This is a genomic window from Halopseudomonas salina, from assembly GCF_014637955.1.
GTDB lineage: Bacteria > Pseudomonadota > Gammaproteobacteria > Pseudomonadales > Pseudomonadaceae > Halopseudomonas > Halopseudomonas salina.
The window spans coordinates 220,622-239,113 of sequence record NZ_BMFF01000001.1; the positions used below are offsets into that span (position 1 = coordinate 220,622).

At 56.9% G+C, this 18,492-nt stretch carries 18 protein-coding genes and 1 tRNA gene; 10 read left to right on the forward strand and 9 right to left on the reverse strand.

Features of this window, described 5'->3' with window-relative positions:
- Nucleotide 1: 1 nt before the first annotated feature.
- Complete coding sequence (locus IEV54_RS01050) at nucleotides 2-445, forward strand: regulatory protein RecX (RefSeq protein ID WP_150277678.1); 444 nt, start codon at nucleotides 2-4, stop codon at nucleotides 443-445.
- Here IEV54_RS01050 and IEV54_RS01055 read toward each other — a convergent pair.
- From IEV54_RS01055 to IEV54_RS01065, 3 genes are all read right to left on the reverse strand, one after another.
- Complete coding sequence (locus tag IEV54_RS01055) at nucleotides 405-1,493, reverse strand: LOG family protein (protein ID WP_150277677.1); 1,089 nt, start codon at nucleotides 1,491-1,493, stop codon at nucleotides 405-407. The genes IEV54_RS01050 and IEV54_RS01055 overlap by 41 nt on opposite strands.
- 30 nt (nucleotides 1,494-1,523) lie before the next feature.
- On the reverse strand, nucleotides 1,524-2,927 hold the full coding sequence (locus IEV54_RS01060; RefSeq protein ID WP_150277676.1) for an MBL fold metallo-hydrolase RNA specificity domain-containing protein: 1,404 nt from the start codon (nucleotides 2,925-2,927) through the stop codon (nucleotides 1,524-1,526).
- Nucleotides 2,928-2,996: 69 nt separating this feature from the next.
- Nucleotides 2,997-3,407 (reverse strand): PA3611 family quorum-sensing-regulated virulence factor, encoded by a 411-nt coding sequence (locus tag IEV54_RS01065; protein WP_188434276.1) that lies wholly within the window; start codon nucleotides 3,405-3,407, stop codon nucleotides 2,997-2,999.
- 142 nt (nucleotides 3,408-3,549) lie between these two features.
- Here IEV54_RS01065 and IEV54_RS01070 point away from each other — a divergent pair, with 142 nt between their 5' ends.
- On the forward strand, nucleotides 3,550-4,308 hold the full coding sequence (locus IEV54_RS01070; RefSeq protein ID WP_150277674.1) for a tRNA-uridine aminocarboxypropyltransferase: 759 nt from the start codon (nucleotides 3,550-3,552) through the stop codon (nucleotides 4,306-4,308).
- Here the strand turns inward: IEV54_RS01070 and IEV54_RS01075 are convergent.
- Nucleotides 4,302-5,231 (reverse strand): DMT family transporter, encoded by a 930-nt coding sequence (locus IEV54_RS01075; protein ID WP_150277673.1) that lies wholly within the window; start codon nucleotides 5,229-5,231, stop codon nucleotides 4,302-4,304. The two genes, IEV54_RS01070 and IEV54_RS01075, sit on opposite strands and share 7 nt — an antisense overlap.
- Before the next feature lie 191 nt (nucleotides 5,232-5,422).
- Between IEV54_RS01075 and IEV54_RS01080 the strand changes: the two genes are divergently transcribed.
- The 5 genes from IEV54_RS01080 (at nucleotide 5,423) to IEV54_RS01100 (ending at nucleotide 11,181) form a co-directional block, all read left to right on the forward strand.
- Nucleotides 5,423-6,085 carry a response regulator transcription factor gene (locus IEV54_RS01080; protein WP_150277672.1) on the forward strand — a complete coding sequence of 221 codons (663 nt, stop codon included), beginning with the start codon at nucleotides 5,423-5,425 and terminating at the stop codon, nucleotides 6,083-6,085.
- On the forward strand, nucleotides 6,082-6,456 hold the full coding sequence (locus tag IEV54_RS01085) for a diacylglycerol kinase (RefSeq protein WP_150277671.1): 375 nt from the start codon (nucleotides 6,082-6,084) through the stop codon (nucleotides 6,454-6,456). The genes IEV54_RS01080 and IEV54_RS01085 overlap by 4 nt, the downstream gene beginning before the upstream one ends.
- Before the next feature lie 108 nt (nucleotides 6,457-6,564).
- On the forward strand, nucleotides 6,565-10,050 hold the full coding sequence (locus IEV54_RS01090) for a hybrid sensor histidine kinase/response regulator (protein ID WP_150277670.1): 3,486 nt from the start codon (nucleotides 6,565-6,567) through the stop codon (nucleotides 10,048-10,050).
- A gap of 82 nt (nucleotides 10,051-10,132) precedes the next feature.
- Complete coding sequence (locus tag IEV54_RS01095) at nucleotides 10,133-10,858, forward strand: AzlC family ABC transporter permease (RefSeq protein WP_150277669.1); 726 nt, start codon at nucleotides 10,133-10,135, stop codon at nucleotides 10,856-10,858.
- A complete protein-coding gene (locus IEV54_RS01100; RefSeq protein ID WP_150277668.1) occupies nucleotides 10,855-11,181 on the forward strand; it encodes an AzlD domain-containing protein in 327 nt (108 codons plus the stop codon). The genes IEV54_RS01095 and IEV54_RS01100 overlap by 4 nt, the downstream gene beginning before the upstream one ends.
- On the opposite strand, the gene IEV54_RS01105 is transcribed toward IEV54_RS01100, so the two are convergent.
- The 3 genes from IEV54_RS01105 to IEV54_RS01115 all read right to left on the reverse strand — a co-directional run bounded on the left by IEV54_RS01105 (nucleotide 11,182) and on the right by IEV54_RS01115 (nucleotide 14,353).
- Nucleotides 11,182-12,408 (reverse strand): MFS transporter, encoded by a 1,227-nt coding sequence (locus IEV54_RS01105; RefSeq protein WP_188434277.1) that lies wholly within the window; start codon nucleotides 12,406-12,408, stop codon nucleotides 11,182-11,184.
- Between the two features lie 91 nt (nucleotides 12,409-12,499).
- A complete protein-coding gene (locus IEV54_RS01110; protein ID WP_150277666.1) occupies nucleotides 12,500-13,573 on the reverse strand; it encodes a metal-dependent hydrolase in 1,074 nt (357 codons plus the stop codon).
- A gap of 90 nt (nucleotides 13,574-13,663) precedes the next feature.
- Nucleotides 13,664-14,353: a crotonase/enoyl-CoA hydratase family protein gene (locus tag IEV54_RS01115; protein WP_150277665.1), complete on the reverse strand. Its 690-nt coding sequence runs from the start codon at nucleotides 14,351-14,353 to the stop codon at nucleotides 13,664-13,666.
- Between the two features lie 195 nt (nucleotides 14,354-14,548).
- Here IEV54_RS01115 and IEV54_RS01120 point away from each other — a divergent pair.
- Nucleotides 14,549-14,639, forward strand: a tRNA-Ser gene (locus tag IEV54_RS01120).
- A gap of 66 nt (nucleotides 14,640-14,705) precedes the next feature.
- Here IEV54_RS01120 and IEV54_RS01125 read toward each other — a convergent pair.
- Together IEV54_RS01125 and IEV54_RS01130 are read right to left on the reverse strand one after the other, a co-directional pair.
- Nucleotides 14,706-15,428: a Crp/Fnr family transcriptional regulator gene (locus IEV54_RS01125; protein WP_150277664.1), complete on the reverse strand. Its 723-nt coding sequence runs from the start codon at nucleotides 15,426-15,428 to the stop codon at nucleotides 14,706-14,708.
- A gap of 217 nt (nucleotides 15,429-15,645) precedes the next feature.
- Complete coding sequence (locus IEV54_RS01130; RefSeq protein WP_150277663.1) at nucleotides 15,646-16,365, reverse strand: Crp/Fnr family transcriptional regulator; 720 nt, start codon at nucleotides 16,363-16,365, stop codon at nucleotides 15,646-15,648.
- A gap of 297 nt (nucleotides 16,366-16,662) precedes the next feature.
- Here IEV54_RS01130 and IEV54_RS01135 point away from each other — a divergent pair, with 297 nt between their 5' ends.
- Together IEV54_RS01135 and IEV54_RS01140 are read left to right on the forward strand one after the other, a co-directional pair.
- The gene (locus tag IEV54_RS01135) at nucleotides 16,663-17,649 is read left to right on the forward strand and encodes a GAF domain-containing protein (protein ID WP_150277662.1); all 987 of its coding nucleotides are present in this window, start codon (nucleotides 16,663-16,665) and stop codon (nucleotides 17,647-17,649) included.
- Nucleotides 17,650-17,921: 272 nt separating this feature from the next.
- Nucleotides 17,922-18,434 (forward strand): hypothetical protein, encoded by a 513-nt coding sequence (locus IEV54_RS01140; RefSeq protein WP_150277661.1) that lies wholly within the window; start codon nucleotides 17,922-17,924, stop codon nucleotides 18,432-18,434.
- Nucleotides 18,435-18,492 lie beyond the last annotated feature (58 nt).

Sequence of the window (18,492 nt, forward strand, 5' to 3'; positions counted from 1 at the left end):
CATGTTTGGTCGTCAGCAGCAGCTTGAAACGCCCCAGGAAATCCGGCGCAGCGCGCTGGACTTGCTGGCGCGACGTGAGCATAGCCGGCTCGAAATGCTACGCAAGCTAAAGCTGCGTGGCGCTTCTACCGACCAGTGTGAAGCAGTGATCGATCAATTGCAGGAAGATGGCCTACTAAGCGACGAGCGATTCTGCGAGGCCTACGTGCATGCCCGGGTTCAGCGTGGTTACGGCCCGCAGCGACTTGCAGAGGAGTTACGCGAGCGCGGCGTGGCCGAGCATCTTGTCAGCGACGTGCTGGGACTGGACTGGGATTGGTCCAAACGGGCCAGCGTGGCATTCGCCAAACGCTTTCCTGAAGGCCCTGCAGAAGATCTCAAGCAGCGTGCGAAACAGCTCAATTTCATGCGCTACCGGGGTTTCGCAGATTTTCGACTCGATTGACGTAATTGATAAGTGCTCTTAACCGGCCCTGATGGCGGCCGTTAAAGCTGAATACCAGACGATGCATTCCATCCAATTCTGGCTCATCCGGATCTGGGCATCCGGTACCTACCTGCTCGAAATCCCCTCCTTCGCAAATATCATTGAATTGTTCGTTGATCTGGTCCAGTGTGAGATCGCTCAGTGGCTTGTGCATCCGCAGCTGATAGCGCCTATCAACCCATCTGGATGAATGGTAATTGCTGTAGAAGTGCAGAATTTCCTGCATGGCCTGATCAGGTGAGCGCGCCAGTGTGATCAGATTGAAGTCGGCCTCAAGTATGTATCCCTGATCACACATCTGGTTTTTGAAAAAAGTCAGCAGACCGTCCCAGAAGCCACCATCGGGAACGTCGAGCAGGATAATGGGTACTACCGGACTCTTGCCGGTCTGGATCAGCGTCAGCACCTCCAGGGTTTCATCCAGAGTGCCAAAGCCTCCCGGGCATAGAACCAGCGCGTCAGCTTCCTTGACGAAAAACAGCTTGCGCAAAAAGAAAAATCTGAAACGCAGGTCATGATCTGTGTTGTATACGATGTCGTTGGAGCGCTGCTCGAACGGCAAGGTGATATTGAAGCCGAGACTGTTGTCCAGACCGGCCCCTTCATGAGCTGCACCCATGATGCCATTGCCAGCTCCAGTGATGGTCATATAGTCATTCTGGGCAAGGGTTCTGCCCATATCGCGTGCCAGGGCATACAGCTGATGGTCAACGTGGGTTCGAGCCGAACCGAATACGGTTACCTTGCGGCGGCGCTTGAACATCTCGAGTCGGGCGAAGGCCTGCTCGAGTTCGGCAATGGTTTGCAGCATGATCTTGGCGTCCCAACGGTCCCTGTCAGCCTGTGCCATGCGTACGATGTTGAGAATCATCTCACGGTAGAGCGGAGCGTTTGCGCTATTGCCAGCGCTGGCATCGACCAGCGCATCGATTTTTTGCTGTAACCCCGTTCCACCGGTCTGCACATGCCGTGTCAGGTAGTCCGCCGGGTCTTTGTCATCGGTCATCGACAGTTCCAGTATCAGTTTGCATGCTCGTCAAAACGCTATTTGCTCATCCAGCTCCGGGATAGTTGCCAGCCAGCCAAGGCGGGCTTTTATCGCCGCTGCAAGCGCTTCGCTCTTTTCCAGCTCACCATGCACCAGATAGATTTCAGGACTGCGTTTGAAGTGCCCAAGCCATTCAATGAGTTGTGACTGGCCGGCATGTGCGGAAAATCCACCGAGTGTATGCAGATGCGCCTTCACGGCGAGGCTCTGATGAATAATGCGTACGTTTTTCTCACCGTCGACCAGTCGACGGCCCAGGGTACCCTTGGCCTGGAAGCCGGGCATGATGATATGGCAATCATCACGCCAGAGATTGTGTTTGAAGTGATGGACTATACGGCCGCCGTTGCACATGCCTGCGCCGGCAATAATAATCGCGCCGCCGTAGACGCGGTTGATTGCCATGGATTCCTCGGTGCTTGGCGTGCATTTGAGGATCGGCAGCCAATGCTTGAGATCCCCTTTTTTCTGGCTTTCGATCAGTGCTTTTTCAGCAGGTTTGAAGTCCTTGCGAAAACGATCGTAAATCTCCGTGGCAGCGATCGCCATGGGGCTATCCAGAAATACAGCCTGTTGCTTGAGCGTGCCGGCCTGATAAAACTTGCCCAGATAGTAGAGGATGTCCTGGGTTCGACCTACGGCAAACGACGGGATCAGGACATTACCGCCGCTGGCCCAGGCGGCATCGAGTATTTGCTGGAACTCCTCCAGGGTCTCGTCCAGGTTGCGGTGGTCCCGATCGCCATAGGTAGACTCCATCAACAGCAGGTCTGCCTCCTTAAGGGTTTCAGGCAGCTTCAACAGGGGCGACTGGTCATTGCCCAGGTCTCCTGAAAACACCAGTTTGCGGGTGAGGTTGTGCGCTTCATGAATGGTTATTTCCACGACGGCCGACCCCAGAATATGGCCAGCCTCATGGAAGGTAACATTGATACCATTAGCCGCTGTCGCTTCCTGACCATACTCATGGTGCTTGCACAGTCGCAGAGCGGCGTCGGTATCTTCCTGGGTATAAAGAGGTTCGAGAAGGGGCTTGCCTGCACGTTTGCGCCACTTGTTTTCCCAGTCAGTGTCCCTTTGCTGCAGGGCGGCGGCGTCGCCGAGCATGAGTTTCAGGAGTTCGGCGCAGCCCTGGGTCATATAAATAGGGCCTTTATAGCCTTCAGCCACCAGTTTGGGCAGAAGACCTGAATGATCCAGGTGCGCGTGGGAGATAATGACTGCGTCGAGGCTCTCGGGCATGAAGTCGAAGCGATTTCGATTCTGCGCCTCTTCCCGACGGTACCCCTGGGTCATGCCGCACTCCAGCAGAACCCGGGATCCATTGGCTTCCAGCAGATAACAGGAGCCGGTAACCTGGCGTATCGCGCCTTTGAAGGTGAGTAGAGCCATGTTTATATTCTCCGCCTGAAAATTCCATTGTGCCGGGCGTTGATGGCTGGTTCGTTGATCTGGGACAGTCTAGAAGGACTGACAGTGTTCAGATACAAAGCTGTGTGTCAGGACGGGCTGAGTGGTATCAGTCAGCACAAAGTGGTAGGTCAGGGTCGCGCCCATGTCCATCAGGCGGCGAAACTGCTGGTTGGAGCACACGCTGGCCTGCAACTGGCTGCGTACAACCAGGGGCTCGGACTGCAATTGGGCCGCATAAGCTTCATTGACCGAAAGGTAATTGATCAGGTGACCATCTCGCGCACTGAAGCCTTCATCGACAATGTCATCATTGAGTGGCCGAGGAGTGCCGATGCTACTTTGCTCGGCAATGTCCTCAAGGGTTTCCTGCAAGCGCATTTCCCTGAGCGATTGCGCCTGAGAGGGAAGGGCGATTAGGGTTGCAACGAGCAGGGTAGTGGACAGGGTTAACCAACGCATGAATATTCTCCATTGACCGGAATGTATGACGGACTGCAGCATTCGACCATCCCGGAGTGAACTGGTTCGTGCCAAGCCCGACCAGAGCGGTTTTGATTGTGTCAGAATGCTGGCCGAGCACCAAATCTGAAAGTGGAAATCCATGACCGAAGAGAAGTATCCCGAGCACGCGGTTCACCGGCTCCGGAGCCAGATGCGTGAAAAATCGACCAGGCCCTTTCGTGCCCGGGGCTCGTTCATGCAGCGTTGCGAGGGTTGCCTGCTTGCTCCCAGGGCATGTCTGTGTGACTGGCGACCCAGCCTGGCAACGTCAGTAGGCATCTGCCTGATCATGCATCCCCTGGAGCCGCTCAAGCCAACCAACACCGGAAGGTTGATAGCCGACTGTCTTCCCGAGACCCACGCTTTTGTCTGGTCCCGCACAGAAACGGATTCGCAGCTGGAGCACTTACTGGCAGACCCCCAATGGCAGCCGTATATCGTTTTCCCCGGGGAGTACGCGCGACCCGATCAGCAGGTGGTGCAGGAGCTACCCGAGCGCAGCGCTTCAGGTAAGCGACCGCTGCTGGTCATTCTTGATGCTACCTGGACGCAGGCCCGCAAGATGTTTCGTAAAAGTCCTTGCCTGGCTGGGTTGCCGATACTGAGCCTGCGCACCGAGCAACTTTCGCGCTATCGCCTAAGACGCTCCTGTCGTGAGGAGCATCTGTGTACCGTCGAAGTGGCCGCTGCCTGTCTGGCGCTGGCTGGCGATGAGGCCGATGCGCAGTTGCTGGGTGACTATTTCGACCTTTTTACCGAAGCCTACCTTGCGTCGCGGGCCAATCGGCCGTTCACGCTGGACACACCAGCGCATGAGCGTCTCGCGCTGCATCTGGCCAGAAAACCTAATACTCAGTGATGCCCGGCGGGCTCTTGCTGAACGGGTACTATTGCCCGTCGCCTTTCCAGAACCAGGGGCACCAGTTGCGCTACCAGCATGCCGGCGAGCATCAGGGAGCAGCCGATGAATCCCCTCAGGCTGAGTGTCTCATTGAGAACCAGCCAGCCGGCCAGCGCAGCGAATACGGCTTCCAGGCTGAGAATCACCGCGGCATGGGAGGCGATGGCATCACGTTGGGCCACTACCTGAAGGGTGAAAGCAACCCCTACGGCCAGCAAGCCGCCGTACAGAATGGCTGGCCCGGCCAGCACGATTGAGGTCCAGACAATGGGCTCAAAAATCACTGCCAGTACCAGGCTGATCACAGCGCACACCACAAATTGGCAGAAAGCCACTCGCACCGGATCGAAGCGGCTGGCCAGGGAGCTTACCAGCAACACGTGTACGGCCCAGCAGGCCGCGCCGGTCAACTGCAGCCAGTCGCCCCGTGAGATGCTGTAGTCTGCATTCACGCTCAATAACAGCATCCCGATCAATGCCATTGCTGCGCCGGCCCAGGTGCCGATGCCAGTGCGCATACCGATGAATAGCCCGAAAACTGGCACCAGAATGACGTAGAGCCCGGTGATGAATCCGGAGTTGGTCACGGTGGTAAACATCAGACCGATCTGCTGCAGGTTAATGCCCAGGGTGAGGACAAGCCCCAGAATCAGGCTTCCCAGCAGCATGGGCCGGCTAAATCGGTACCCGCCGGGAGCGGCGCGGGGCCTGGCGAGCAACACCAAAGGCAGAACTGCCAGAGCGCCGAGCAGAAATCGCAGTCCGGTGTAAAGGAAGGGGCCGACATGCTCCATGCCCTTGCTTTGGGCGACAAAGGTCGAGCCCCAGATCAGAGCTGTAATCAGCATGAGCAGGTCGGCTCGGTAGGCACTGGATTTCATGCATGGCTCCGCTTGATTGATTCCGGCGCGGAGTATGCCTACAGGTTTTGTCCAAAAACAGATACAGTTGCGCAGGATTAGCGCGTGACCGCTGGGTCGGCACAATCAGTTAATTGACGGGTTCTCCGGCGGCTGTCACGCTTTGCACCACAAAGCCAACAAAAATAACATCATTATCGAGAACATAAGGTATGGCTCCCACCTACGATATTCTGATCGCAGACGATCACCCGCTGTTTCGCAGCGCATTGCGCCAAGCTCTCGTTTCGGCCGCTGACGCGCAGCTTCAGCTCACGGAAGTGGGCAGTATTTCCGAGCTGCAGGCTAGCCTGGAAACGCGAGACAGTTGGGATCTGGTTCTGCTGGATCTGAACATGCCTGGCGCCTACGGTTTTTCAGGGCTGGTTTTGTTGCGAGGTCAATATCCGCATCTCCCCGTGGTAGTGATTTCAGCCCAGGAAGAGTCCTCCGTGGTCAATCGTGCGCGAGACTTCGGTGCCAGCGGCTTTATTCCAAAGTCTTCGTCCCTGGAAGAAATACAGCAAGCGGTGCGCACAGTGCTGGAAGGCGGCATAAGTTGGCCAACTGCAGCCGGCAGTGGCGGACCGCTATCGGAGCAGGAAAAGACCGTGAGCGCTCAGCTTGCCAGTCTCACGCCACAGCAGTTCCGCGTGCTGACCATGGTCTGTGATGGTCTGCTGAATAAACAGATCGCCTACGAGCTGAGTGTGTCAGAAGCAACTGTCAAGGCACACGTCACTGCTATATTTCGTAAGCTGGGAGTGCGTACCCGGACCCAGGCGGCACTGGTGTTGCAGCAAATGGAACTGACCCATGCGGGTCAGAGTGCATGACCAATCCGTACAAGGGCGCTACCGGCCTTCGGCGTATCTGGAATGCCTGTGGCTACTCACTGGACGGTTTGATGACGGCCTACCGCGGGGAAGCCGCGTTCCGGCAACTGGTCTGGATGGCGATCATTCTGATTCCAGTGGCTCTGGTCTTGCCGGTTGGTCCGGTTTCCAGAGCTCTATTGATTGGCAGTGTGCTCATCTCATTGATCATCGAGCTGTTGAATTCGGCTATCGAGGCGGCAATCGATCGAATATCGCTTGAGACCCATCCTCTGTCCAAGGCGTCGAAAGACATGAGCAGCGCTGCGCAAATGCTCGGCCTCATTCTGCTGGCGGTTGTCTGGGGCCTGGTTCTGCTGGAAAACTTCTAGCCCGGACTGCAACAATCGTCCGATGTTTAGACCTAAGTCGTAGTCGGGGTTGCTGGGCAAAGCCAGGGCGGCCTGACAGACTGGTCACCTTGTTCAAGGTGTCGTTACGTGATGCTTTCAGGTTTGCTGGTCGCCTCGATATTTCTCCTTTACATGGCGTTGCTGTTTGCTATCGCGTTCTGGGGCGACAGGCAGACCAGCGAGTTCAATCCGCGACTCCGTGTATGGGTTTACAGCTTGTCCCTGGCGGTCTGGTGTACCAGCTGGACGTTCTTTGGTGCAGTGGGCATGGCCGCCGATCAGTTGTGGAATTTTCTCCCGATCTATATCGGCCCAGTCATTCTGTTTCTGTTCGGGTGGCGTCTCTACGCTCGCATGATTGCGATCAGCAAACAGGAAAACATCACTTCGATTGCCGATTTTATTGCCTCACGCTACGGCAAATCCCGAGGGCTTGCGGTAGCAGTCAGCATCTTGTGCCTGGTCAGTGTTCTGCCGTATATCGCGTTGCAGCTCAAGGGTATTGTGCTGGGGTATAACCTGCTCAGCGGCTCGTCCATGACCGGCAGTGGGACCCTTGCCGGTACCAGCGGTGCCGAAGATACCGCACTCATCATCACCTTTGTCCTGGCTCTGTTCACTGTTCTCTTCGGAACCCGAAGCCTTGATGCTACCGAACACCACCGGGGCATGATGCTGGCTATTGCTTTCGAGTCCCTGGTCAAGCTCCTGGCGTTTCTGGCGGTAGGTATTTTTGTCACCTTCAGTCTGTTCGGCGGAGTGGGGGACTTGCTCCAGCGGGCCACTTCCAGCCCGGAGCTACAAGAGTACTGGCAGCGCGATACCTTGTTCACCAATCTGCTATTTCAGTCGTTCATTGCCATCCTGGCGTTTCTCTGTCTGCCCCGACAATTTCAGGTGGCTGTCGTCGAGAATATCGAACCTGGTGATTTGCGCCTGGCCCGCTGGGTGTTTCCCGCCTATCTCATTCTTGCAGGTCTGTTCGTACTTCCTATCAGCCTGGCCGGACAGATGACCCTGGGCCCGACAGTGTCGGCAGATTCCTATGTGATCAGCCTGCCACTTTTGCAGGGCAGTCCGGTCCTGGCGCTATTGGCATTCATTGGTGGCGCATCGGCGGCGACGGGCATGGTGATCGTGGCTGCCAGTGCCTTGAGTACCATGGTATCGAATGATGTTGTGTTGCCGTTGTTGCTGCGCAATCGGAACCGGCCGGAACGGACCTATGAAGAGTTTCGCGGTCTGCTACTGAATGTCAGGCGGACCAGCATTCTGGTTATTCTGTTGCTCGCTTACGTGGTGTATCGGCTGATTGGCTCGGCTGGCACACTTGCGAGCATTGGACAAATCGCCTTCGCCGCCATAGCTCAGTTGGCGCCGGCCATGTTCGGGGCGCTGTTCTGGAAACAGGCCAACCGTGCTGGCGTATTTGCCGGTCTGGCCGTGGGCAGCAGTCTGTGGTTCTACACGCTGATCCTGCCTTTGCTGGGCTGGCAGTTGGAGGGCTGGCCGCTGCTGAATACCCTTTACGGCGGTCCGCTGGATCTTCCGATGGATAACCTGACACTGGCGAGTTTGATTGCGCTGGCTGGCAACGTGGTGTTTTTCATACTGGTATCGGGGTTCAGTCGGACCCGGGTGGTAGAGCACTGGCAGGCCAGTCGTTTTGTCAGCCCTGATTCGTCGTCCTGGCAGGAAGGGCCCAGCCGGGCGCTGCTGCGGGTGACAGTGGATGATCTGTTACTGCTGGCTGGGCGGTTCGTTGGCCAGGAGCGCGCGCAACGCAGCTTCGAGCGTTTCTCTCTGACCCGGGGGGGCGCTATGTCCGGATCACAAATTGCCGGTAGCGCCTGGATTGCCCACAGTGAACGTCTGCTGGCTGGGGTCTTGGGCGCCTCTTCGGCCAGGGCCGTAGTCAAGACAGCAATCGAAGGCCGGGACATGCAGTTCGACGACGTGGTACGCATCGTCGATGAGGCCACCGAAGTGTTGCAGTTCAACCGCGGGCTGCTGCAAGGTGCTATCGAGAATATCAGCCAGGGAATCAGTGTGGTCGACCGCGAGCTGCGCCTGGTGGCATGGAATCGACGCTACCTGGACATGTTCGAATATCCCGAAGGGTTGATTGCGATAGGTACGCCCATTGCTGATCTGATCCTGTATAACGCTAGCCGTGGCCTGTGTGGCCCCGGTGATCCCCGTGAGCATGTGACCAAGCGCATTAACTGGATGCGCAAGGGCAACGCCCATCGTTCCGAACGGCAGTTCCCCAGTGGGCAGGTTATTGAGATCATTGGCAATCCGATGCCTGGCGGTGGCTTTGTCATGAGCTTTACCGATATCACTGAATTTCGCCGGGCAGAGCAGGCTCTGAAAGAATATAACGAGCGCCTGGAACAGCGCGTTGCCGAACGTACCAGTGAGCTGTCGAAGCTCAATCAGGCACTCACACTGGCCAAGGCTCAGACCGAGCGCGCCAGTCAGTCCCAAAGCCGCTTTCTCACCGCAGTAAGCCACGACCTGATGCAGCCCATGAATGCCGCCAGACTGTTTTCGGCGTCCTTGTCCCATCAGGCCAACCTGCCGCCCGAGGCAGAAGAGCTGGTGCACCATCTGGATACGTCCCTGCGGTCAGCCGAGGATCTGATTTCCGACTTGCTGGATATTTCTCGCCTCGAAGCCGGTCGCATCACGCCGGAATGGAATGACTTTGCCCTCAGTGAACTCTTTGAACCCTTGCGTATCGAGTTTGGCGCTTTGGCTGTCGAACGGGGTGTTGAGCTGCGCGTGCATGACAGCCAACTGCGCGTGCGCAGTGATATGCGCCTGTTACGTCGGGTGCTGCAGAACTTTCTGACCAACGCATTTCGCTATGCGGGGCGTTCCAAGGTCGTGCTTGGTGCCCGGCGACAGGGCAGTCAGTTAAGGATCGAGGTGTGGGACCGCGGGCCAGGGATTCCCGGGGATAAGCTGAGAGTCATATTCGAGGAGTTTCAGCGGCTGGACAGCCACCACACCCAGGCTGAAAAAGGCCTCGGACTGGGACTGGCCATTGCCGACGGTATCTGTCGGGTCCTGGGTCATGAGCTGGCGGTGCGCTCTTGGCCAGGCCGTGGCAGCGTCTTCAGTGTCGCCCTGCCGGTTGCCACGGCCGTCAGGCCCCGCATACGGCTGGCTGCCGTGCAACCGAGCCCTACTGTCTGCGGCGCCCAGGTGCTGTGTGTAGACAACGAGGAAAATATCCTGACCGGCATGCATAGCTTGCTCAGCCGTTGGCAGTGTCATGTCGCGGTGGCAAAGGATCGGGTGGAGATCGAGCAACTGCTGGATTCCGGATTCCGGCCGCAATTGATTCTGGTGGATTACCACCTGGATGCGGGCGACACGGGCACTGCTTTGGTCCAGTGGCTACGCGGGCGTTTGGCGGAGGACCTGCCAGGGGTGGTCATCAGTGCCGATGGTCGTAGCGAACTGGTAGCGCAGATACGTGCTGCGGGTCTGGACTTCCTGCCCAAGCCGATCAAACCAGCTGCGCTCCGGGCGTTGATCAGCCGCTATGTGAATCTGCACTGAGGCCTGTTCGCGCCAAACTGTATCTTGTGTGCTTCAACGCCAGAGCGTAGTTTCGCTCGCCTGATCGTTAAAGGGCCAAAGCATGTCACCGCGTTGCAAGTCTGCGTTAGTCGGAGCCAGGGACACCATTCCGATGCTGGTCGGCGCTCTGCCATTCGGCATAATTTTCGGCACTCTGGCCGTTTCGTCCGGGCTTTCTGCAACCGCAACCCTGGCCATGTCCGCTCTGGTGTTTGCCGGCTCGGCCCAGTTCATCGCCATTGGGCTGATTGCTTCGGGTACCGGGCTGCTGGTCATTCTGCTCACTACCCTGATCGTCAACTTGCGGCATCTGCTCTACAGCGCCAGCCTACTGCCCTATGTACGCCATCTGTCGCAGCGCTGGCGTCTGCCGCTGGCGTTCTGGCTGACCGATGAAAGCTATGCGGTAGCGCACAGGCATTACCTCAGCCCGGATGAGCCCCTGGAAGACAAACACTGGTATTTTTTCGGTTCCTGCCTGGCGATGTACAGCAACTGGTTTGTCTGCACCCTGATTGGCGTCCTGCTTGGTCGTTCGCTGCCGGAGATGGCCGAATGGGGTCTGGATTTCGCGATGGTCGCCACTTTTATCGGTATCGTCGTGCCCTTGTTACGAACCCGGCCAATGCTGGTTGCCGCGCTGGCTGCCGGGGCTGTCGCCGTGGTGGCCCACGGATTGCCTTACAAGCTGGGTTTGATGCTTGCTTCGCTCGTCGGTGTCATGGCTGGCATTGCAGCCGAGCGGTTGGTCAGCCGACCCAAGTCGGGCCAGGGAGGTGATGCATGACTTTCCATGAGATCATTTTGGTAGCGGGTATGGCTCTGATCACCTTTGCTATCCGTTACACGCTCTTTGCTGCCGGGCACCGGGTAAGGTTTACCCCCTGGGTTGCCCAGGGCTTGAATTACGTGCCGGTGGCCGTGCTCACGGCAATAGTGGCACCCGCCATGCTCATGCCTGATGGCAGCCAACTGGATCTGGGTGTGGATAACGCCTATCTCGTAGGCGGTATTGTGGCGATCATCCTTGCCGCGCGATGGCGCAACCTTTTGGTAACTATTATCGGTGCAATGTTGTGCTTCTTCGCCTGGCGTTGGTGGCTCGGGTAATCACCAGAAAGTTGCACGGCCACTGCGCACAGCGGTAACCATCAACGCCAGTGCGGCGATCGAGATCAGGGTGGTGAAGCCCAGCACGGTTGTGCCAAAACCGATCACGTCGCTGGTAAAACCGACGCCAAGCACCACAGAAGCCATTGTCAGGTATGCCATCAGGTAGAACGCCGAGATGATCCCGCCGCGCTCTGCCGGTGGTGCTACCTGGCTGATAGAGGCAATTGCCACCACCCCGGTGGCCCCGGCCCCGGTAGCAGTGGCCAACGTTGCCAGTGCAAACAGCGAGGGCGAACTGAGTAGCACTGAGCCTGCCATGATCACCAGGCCGGTGATGAGCATGATGGGCCCGGCGATCAGCAGTCGGTTGAGGGGTTGGCGTTGGCAGGCAAACTGACTAATTCCCGCCATCAACTGCCAGGCGGCAGCAAATAGACCCGCAACGGCGCGATCGCTGATGCCGGTCAGATTCATGGCCAGTGATGGACCCAGCGATGCGTAGAGACTTCCGGTAGACCAGGCCAGGCATATAGCGGCGGCCGCGAATATGAACGCACCCAGAAGCTCGCGTGGCACCTTGATGGTGGTCGGTCGCCAGTTGCGCAGCTTGAAGTTGTGCTGGCGCTGACCGAGGTGAGTGGGCCAGGGTGCGGACAGTAGCAGAATGATGGAGCCGAGAGTTAGCGCAATAATGACCAGAAAAGGCCAGAAAGCAGCGCCGGTGCCGAAGTGCAGCGCAATCGAGCTGACCGTGGGGCCCGCGAAGGCGCCGAGGGTAAAGAACAGCGCCGAAAGAGTCGCCGCACGAGTCCAGTTCTCATTGGGCTCAAGTTCTACCAGAGCGGCCGAAGCTGCTCCGGTAACCAGGCCGGTGCCAATGCCGGTCAACAAGCGCGCCAGGCCCAGGCCGTAGATATCTGTGGCCAGGAGAAATGCGCTCGCCCCGGCCAGTATGAACACCAATCCCGGCACCATCATCTGTCGTCTACCGAGTTTGTCCGATAGCGATCCGAGGATGAGCAGTGTGGTTACTACCCCAAGTACATAAATGGAAAAAACCGCTGTTAGCGCTGTGGAAGAAAACCCCCATTGATCCTTCCAGTAGGAGTACAGGGGGGTTGGCAGATTGCTGGCAAAGATCGTGGTAAAAATTGCCAGCAGGGCAGCAATCATTGCCAGGCCCCGGCGATTTTCGCCGCCGGTTGCGCTCAGTTCCGCTGTCATGCTCTGTGTCCGTAGGGGTGATGCCTGCATTATCGCAGAGAGCGGCTGCTGTTGCGCTGTTGCCTGGCATCATCAGCGGTTATGGAAAAGCCTATGGTGTCGCGCCAGATGCTGCTGGCATGTCGCCCAGGTTGTTCGCCAGGGACTCCAGGGGGAAACGGTATTGAGCATCAATCGCACGACGGAACAGCCCCCCTAGCTGCCCCAGGTCAGCCGCCGGCGCAGGCCACAGCTCGGAGTCACGGACTAATGAAGTGGTTTTCCCGTCGTCGGAAACGGTGGCTAGGGCAAAACGGAACGGGTGATAGCCAGTCATGCCCAGCCGCAGATCGGTCACTACCCACTGGCTCCCAATAAGGTCGTAGCGCAGCATGTCACGAGTGAACCAGCGTAACCTGTGATGCTGCTCCGAGCCCTCAAGGGCCAGCGCTGCTTCGCTGTAGTTTCGCGGCAACTTGACCAGTTTCGGCAGCTCGCTATCAAACCATCCGGTGAGTCCTTCGTAATAATCATCTCCGTCTACAGCCACCACCCGCCAGAGCAGAGTGTTGAAAGGCGTGGGAGAGCTGAAACGGTGCTCAGTTTCAACGCCCGCGAGCGCAAGGGCACGATCGAGCCGGTAATCCGCCATCTGCTTGCCGGCCAGGGTGCTGAGCAGATACAGACTACTGATCACCAGCGCCGCATGTTGCCAGCGCAGGCCCGCGCGATTCATGCCGATAATCAGGCCGGCGACTACCGCGAACAGCAATGGCAAGGTGTACAGGGGGTCGATAATGAAAATGCTTGAGATCGCCACCGGTGCTGTGGTCATTGGCCAGAAAAGTTGCGTCCCGTAGGTGGTGAAAGCATCGAGGAGCACGTGGGTGACGAAGATCAGCCAGATGCACAGCCATAGTCGGACTGCCGTGTAATCAGGATGGGGACGCAGGCGTCTTGCGAGCCAGGCGAGTATCAAACTCAGACCAGTGAGTACGAAAAGCGAGTGGCTGAAGCCCCGGTGGTAGGTCATGTCGGCTACCGCATCGCCGAAGTCCAGCACCACGTCCATGTCTGGCAAGGTGCCGAGCAGTGCGCCGGCAACCAGGGCTTTGCGGCCATGCCAGCGGCCTAGCATGGCGCCGCCGACGGAGGCGCCAAGCAGTGCCTGAGAAAGCGAATCCATGTGTGTTCCCCTGAACAAAAAACACCAGAATAAGTCAGTCCGGTGTGTTTTGTCCGGGCAAATCGATTCGAGTCGTAACGCCCGTTTTTATCAGAGAGCGTGCTGCTTATCCACAGCAATGGAGCGGTCCAGCAGTTCCAGCAGTTCCTTGCGCGTCTTGAGCTTGGTATTGCGATGTGCAGTCATATTCAATTTGGTCAACTGCGTGGCCATTTCCATCGCCTTGCTTTCCAGTTCCTCGGCGGATACTACCTTGTCCAGAAAACCTGCAGTTACCGCGTCTGCCGGATCGAACATTTCTGCGTTGATGACCGAGCGGTTGAACGCACTATTGGTCAGGCGTGCGCGGGCCAACTCGATGCCTACATGGTGCATCGTCATGCCGATGGCAACTTCATTCAGGCCGATTTTGAACGGGCCCTCGATTCCGATACGGTAATCGGCAGAGAGGAGGATGAAAGCGCCTTTGGCCACCGCGTGGCCGGTGCAGGCAACAATCACCGGGAAGGGGTGAGACAGCATGCGTCGAGCCAGGGTTGAGCCGGATGCAACCAAGTCCCGTGCCGCGTCTGCACTGGATGTCATGACCTTGAGATCGTATCCGCCGGAGAGAATGCCGGGTTGCCCGGTGATAACTACAACGGCCTTGTCCTGCTCGGCCTGATCAAGCGCCTTGTTGAATGCCTCCACAACAGCCGGAGATACCGCATTGACCTTGCCGTTGCTCAAGGTAAGACGCGCGATGCCATCGGAGAACTGGTAGGAAACGAGCTCGTTCATGAAATATTCCCTTTGTGTGGAGGCGACCTGACATGGTCGCGTGTGGAATGCAGTGTACCAAGATAAAGCTGACCGGCCAGTTCCGCAGTAATACGCCGGTGCCGGTCTGCACCAGGGAAAAAGGGTTTGCTAAACAGAAGCGCTTTCGGTAAATTAGCGCGCCTTGGAACCGGCCCTGCCGGGTTCGAGAATTGCGGAGAGGTGGCCGAGTGGCTGAAGGCGCACGCCTGGAAAGTGTGTATACGTTAATAGCGTATCGAGGGTTCGAATCCCTCTCTCTCCGCCATATTGCATCGACAAAGCCCCGTTTATCGGGGCTTTGTCGATTTTAATCTTCAGGTTTTCACTGCTTTTAGGAAAAGGCTACCCGTTCAAGCATCCGGTCGTAGATCTGCCTATCAGCCACATAGCAGTGACAGGAGGCTTCTTCCAGGCCGGGGCGGTCATGCACGGTGATTTTGCCCCTTTGATAGCCGATCAATCCACGGCTTTGCAGGGCCTTGGCTGCCACGGTCACACCTGAACGCCTTACCCCCAGCATCGAAGAGAGAAACTCGTGGGTGAGGTGCAGTTGGTCACCCTGGGTTCTGTCGTGGGTCATCAACAGCCAGCGTGCCAGACGTGGTTCCACTGCGTGAAAGTGGGCACAGGCTGCGGACTGGGCTATCTGACTCATCAATGCATTGAGATAGCGTTTAATCGCTTTTTTCAGGGCGGGGCTGCGTTCCAGATGATCCTGGAAGCAGGCCGATGACATGCGCAATGCCGTACCCCCTCCCTTGACCAATACTTGTATCGAGCTCTCTTGCACGCCGAGCATCAGTGACACTCCCACCATCCCCTCGTTTCCCACCATGGAAACTTCCAGACGTGCTCCGCTTTCCAAGGTCACGATCAGCGAGGCAAGGCAGTCTATTGGGAAGTAGACGTGCAGGATCCGTTCCCCAGGCTCTGCCAGTACCTGACCGAACTTCAGGTCCACCATGTCACTGTCCGCAACAAAACGCTCCAGCTCCTGAGCAGTCAGGCTATCGAGAAGTCGGTTGGGATTGGAAAGAACAGCGGTTTGATCCATTGATGCACTCCAGGCATGAAAATTTGGCCATCGGCACATGCAAAGAACATCATGGAACCCCGAGGTCAGAAAGCGATAGAAAAACAACGCTCTATCGACGACAACAGGGACAGTAACACCGGCTTTTTATCCAGTCGGTACGCTGGAGCACACATGGAAATTTATGTACGCAATCACACCTTCGCTACACTCAATCATGGTTGATCGTGCATGGTGATCAAGCGGAGTGTCGATAATTGAGCAGGCGGTCATATTCCTTTTTTACCACGGCATAGCATTCACATACCCGCCTTTCCAGGCCAGATCTGTCCAGAATGCTGATACGGCCACGGCGGTAGGAAATCAAGCCAGCCCTTTGTAGATCCCCCGCTGCGTCGGTGACGCCTTCCCTGCGCACACCCAGCATGTTGGCGATCAGTTCCTGAGTCATCACCAGTTCGTTGGTGGGCAGTCGGTCCATACTCAGCAGCAGCCATCGGCACAATTGTTGGTCCAGGCTGTGATGCCGGTTACACACAGCGGTCTGGGCCATCTGGGTAATCAGCGCCTGGGTGTAGCGCAGCAACATATCCTGCAGGCAGCCTGCACGGTTGAACTCGGTCTTCAAGAGCTGACCCTTGAGGCGATAGGCGCTGCCAGCGCTTTGAACGATGGCGCGGCTCGGCGTGGTTTCGCCGCCCATGAAAAGCGAGATGCCAACAATGCCCTCGGCTCCAACTAGGGCTGTTTCTGTAGAACTCCCATCCTCCATCACGCAGAGCAGCGAAATGATGCAATCAATGGGAAAGAAAACATATGGCATGGTCTTCCCGGACTCCACCAGAGACTCTCCCAGCGTCAGTTCGACCAGCTCCAGATGCGGCGCCAGGCGGTCGTACTCGTCTTTGGGTAGTATCGCCAGCAAATGATTCTGCCGAGGATCACGTTTCTGGGGCATGCAGGGTACTCCGTTATTGGACAGGCCCTCCTTGTGACACTCGACAGGGAGGGCTTGTTCCGGGGTGTTATTTGGCCCGAGGTTGTCGCGGGAGGGGTATCTGTGAGAGGGCGGGAGGGCATCACTTGCATGGAATCAAGCCGAGGGTTGGATTTGTTCCCTTTGCACGGCGCTGTGTACGAGAAGGCTGCTATGTACGCTAACGCACGGTGTTGGATCTGTCACGGTATTAAACTCGTTAAAATACTCATGCTGTTCAGTCTTTGATGGAGCAACATCACACAAGGATATTCCATAGTGCTTGAGGCTAATATCCGAGCTCTTCAGGTCATGATGGGGGCTGGAGCGCCTGCTTCAGACTCTCCTGAAAACCCTGACGGACCTATTGAAACGCTTCTCGACAGGTACACGCAGCTTGTGGCGCGGATCTTCAAGGTGCCCATGGCGGCAGTATCTATGGTCGACCGGAAGCATCAATTTTTAAAAGCATCTTTCGGAATTGAGGTTTGTGAAAGCTCAGTCCACGACTCTTTCTGTGCCCATGCGCTCAAACTGGATGTGCTTGAGTTGTCAGATATACAGGACGACGAATTGTTCTGTTCCCATCCCTCCGTATTGGGCCCTCCCTTTCTGCGCTTTTACATGGGTGTCGTACTGCGAGGTCCCAGCGGCAAGCCCATAGGTACCCTCTGTATCATGGATACGCTACCTCGCTTCATGAGCCGCCTGGAACGTTCCTGGTTGATTACTTTCGGCCAACAGTTCAGCGAGCTGATCAACCATGAAAATGCCTTGGCTGAGGCGCAGTTACTGCAAGTCAGTGCTCCCATCGAAACGCCGTCAGCTGATTCACTTGCCGAATTGATCCGTCTGTCAGAAAAGGGCGGAGGCTACGTGGCAGTCCTGCATATGCGTCTTAAACGGATAGACGAGATTTATCGTCGCAATGGGCCTGTCGTCAGGAACCATGTTCTGGAATGTCTCGCTGAGCGTCTGAAATCACCTGACTCCAAAGTGTTGGCCGTCCATCATCCGAGTATGGCGCGCTTTGGTGCAGTGATACCGGTGCATTCGATTCAGGATCTGTTCAACGTGATCACTGCTATTGTTGCCAAGCTGTCCAGGCCAATCATTCTCCAGGGGGTAACGATTCAGCCGGACATAGATGTGAGCATCAGCTTGTCTGACCTTGAGGGTGTGACGCTGGAAAAGCTTCTGGAAAAGGCAGAGGCGGCCCTGAACGGCCACATTTCTCATGAAGGGATACGGGTTTTCAACTACTAGTTCGTGGCAAAGCAGTGCAGCAGGAGCCTCACTGCTACTGCAGCCATTTTTGGGTGCCAGGCGGATCAGGATTGGCTTGTTTTGTTCCTCAAGTGAGAGAGCCCCGGATTTCTGGTCTAGACTTTCAGGGTCGATCCGGCCGATGTCGAGAACCGTATGACCCTGACAGGATGTCCGTGCCTTCACCGATCCAGAATGTGGCTTTGCTCCTGTCCTCACTCGGCCAGCCCTCGGCCCGAGCTGTCGTAAAACTGATAACCACAGGAGTGACCATGATGCTTCCCAACCAAACCCTCCGCCAAAGACTAAGCCTCTCCAGTTGTATTGTCGCTGTTCTGCTACTGAATCCGGCAGTTGCCGACACCATCGAGGGTTCGCTCAATGGTGAATCGAAAAGCTGGAATGTCCTCAAGCAGCAAGGCGCATCAACGGCAACTTTTTCGGAGCTGACTCCCGGCATGCAGACAGTCAGGTTGCAGGGCCATGTGGAGCAGAAGTTTGCCACCCAGGGCACCCTGAGTATCAATTTCACGTTGATGAATGGATCGCTGATAAGCCCCCCGGAAGTGACCTATTTCCATACCAATGGATTCATGCCCAACTATGGAAACCAGGATACGCCAGCCGGCTGGGAGCTTAGCATCAGCGAGATTGAAGGGGATTCGGCGCATTTTGTCGGACGATATGAGGGCACCCTGAAACTGCAGGGCAAGCCTGAGGGGAATGAACCCGAGACGCTGGAACTGGCCGTTGAATTCGATGTGCGAGCCACCAGGGATGAATAAACACCTGCGCCGCTCAGTTCATCGGCAGCGCAGGGCGCGGACGGCGCTCAGATAAATA

Bases quoted from the DNA above. Each gene is read 5' to 3' on its own strand.
- IEV54_RS01050 (WP_150277678.1), top strand. From the start codon at position 2: ATGTTTGGTCGTCAGCAGCAGCTTGAAACGCCCCAGGAAATCCGGCGC.
- IEV54_RS01055 (WP_150277677.1), bottom strand. From the start codon at position 1,493: ATGACCGATGACAAAGACCCGGCGGACTACCTGACACGGCATGTGCAG.
- IEV54_RS01060 (WP_150277676.1), bottom strand. From the start codon at position 2,927: ATGGCTCTACTCACCTTCAAAGGCGCGATACGCCAGGTTACCGGCTCC.
- IEV54_RS01065 (WP_188434276.1), bottom strand. From the start codon at position 3,407: ATGCGTTGGTTAACCCTGTCCACTACCCTGCTCGTTGCAACCCTAATC.
- IEV54_RS01070 (WP_150277674.1), top strand. From the start codon at position 3,550: ATGACCGAAGAGAAGTATCCCGAGCACGCGGTTCACCGGCTCCGGAGC.
- IEV54_RS01075 (WP_150277673.1), bottom strand. From the start codon at position 5,231: ATGAAATCCAGTGCCTACCGAGCCGACCTGCTCATGCTGATTACAGCT.
- IEV54_RS01080 (WP_150277672.1), top strand. From the start codon at position 5,423: ATGGCTCCCACCTACGATATTCTGATCGCAGACGATCACCCGCTGTTT.
- IEV54_RS01085 (WP_150277671.1), top strand. From the start codon at position 6,082: ATGACCAATCCGTACAAGGGCGCTACCGGCCTTCGGCGTATCTGGAAT.
- IEV54_RS01095 (WP_150277669.1), top strand. From the start codon at position 10,133: ATGTCACCGCGTTGCAAGTCTGCGTTAGTCGGAGCCAGGGACACCATT.
- IEV54_RS01100 (WP_150277668.1), top strand. From the start codon at position 10,855: ATGACTTTCCATGAGATCATTTTGGTAGCGGGTATGGCTCTGATCACC.
- IEV54_RS01105 (WP_188434277.1), bottom strand. From the start codon at position 12,408: ATGACAGCGGAACTGAGCGCAACCGGCGGCGAAAATCGCCGGGGCCTG.
- IEV54_RS01110 (WP_150277666.1), bottom strand. From the start codon at position 13,573: ATGGATTCGCTTTCTCAGGCACTGCTTGGCGCCTCCGTCGGCGGCGCC.
- IEV54_RS01115 (WP_150277665.1), bottom strand. From the start codon at position 14,353: ATGAACGAGCTCGTTTCCTACCAGTTCTCCGATGGCATCGCGCGTCTT.
- IEV54_RS01125 (WP_150277664.1), bottom strand. From the start codon at position 15,428: ATGGATCAAACCGCTGTTCTTTCCAATCCCAACCGACTTCTCGATAGC.
- IEV54_RS01130 (WP_150277663.1), bottom strand. From the start codon at position 16,365: ATGCCCCAGAAACGTGATCCTCGGCAGAATCATTTGCTGGCGATACTA.
- IEV54_RS01140 (WP_150277661.1), top strand. From the start codon at position 17,922: ATGATGCTTCCCAACCAAACCCTCCGCCAAAGACTAAGCCTCTCCAGT.